General features: G+C 65.1%; 1 pseudogene. It reads right to left on the reverse strand.

From position 1 onward, the window contains the following. Nucleotides 1-54: 54 nt before the first annotated feature. Nucleotides 55-335: pseudogene (locus tag J0A68_RS23300) on the reverse strand (hypothetical protein); the annotation flags it as partial.

Consider the following 335-nt stretch of genomic DNA (forward strand, 5'->3'; position numbering starts at 1 on the left):
CAAAAAAACGGGGCGCGGCGCAGGCCGGACCCCGTGTTTGTCAGCGTGCGGACATCAGTTGCGGAATGGGTTGCCGCTGTGGCGAGCCGGTTGGCTGGTGGTAACGGCCGGCGCGGATGCGCGAGTGGCCGCCGGTGCCGGCGCCGCAGTCTGTTGCATCGGCGCATTGTCCTGATAACCGTCCGCATAGGCGTCCTGCGCGCGGTTTTGCGGTGCGACGGCGTCAGGCGCGGTCGATACCGGCTTGCCCAACGCGCCGTTCAGCAGCAGCAGATCGTTCTGGTTCAGCGTGCCGAGCGCCGACTTGATGTTCAGCTGGTTGATCAAATAGGTAT

The organism is Algoriphagus oliviformis (assembly GCF_017254915.1).
GTDB lineage: Bacteria > Bacteroidota > Bacteroidia > Cytophagales > Cyclobacteriaceae > Algoriphagus > Algoriphagus oliviformis.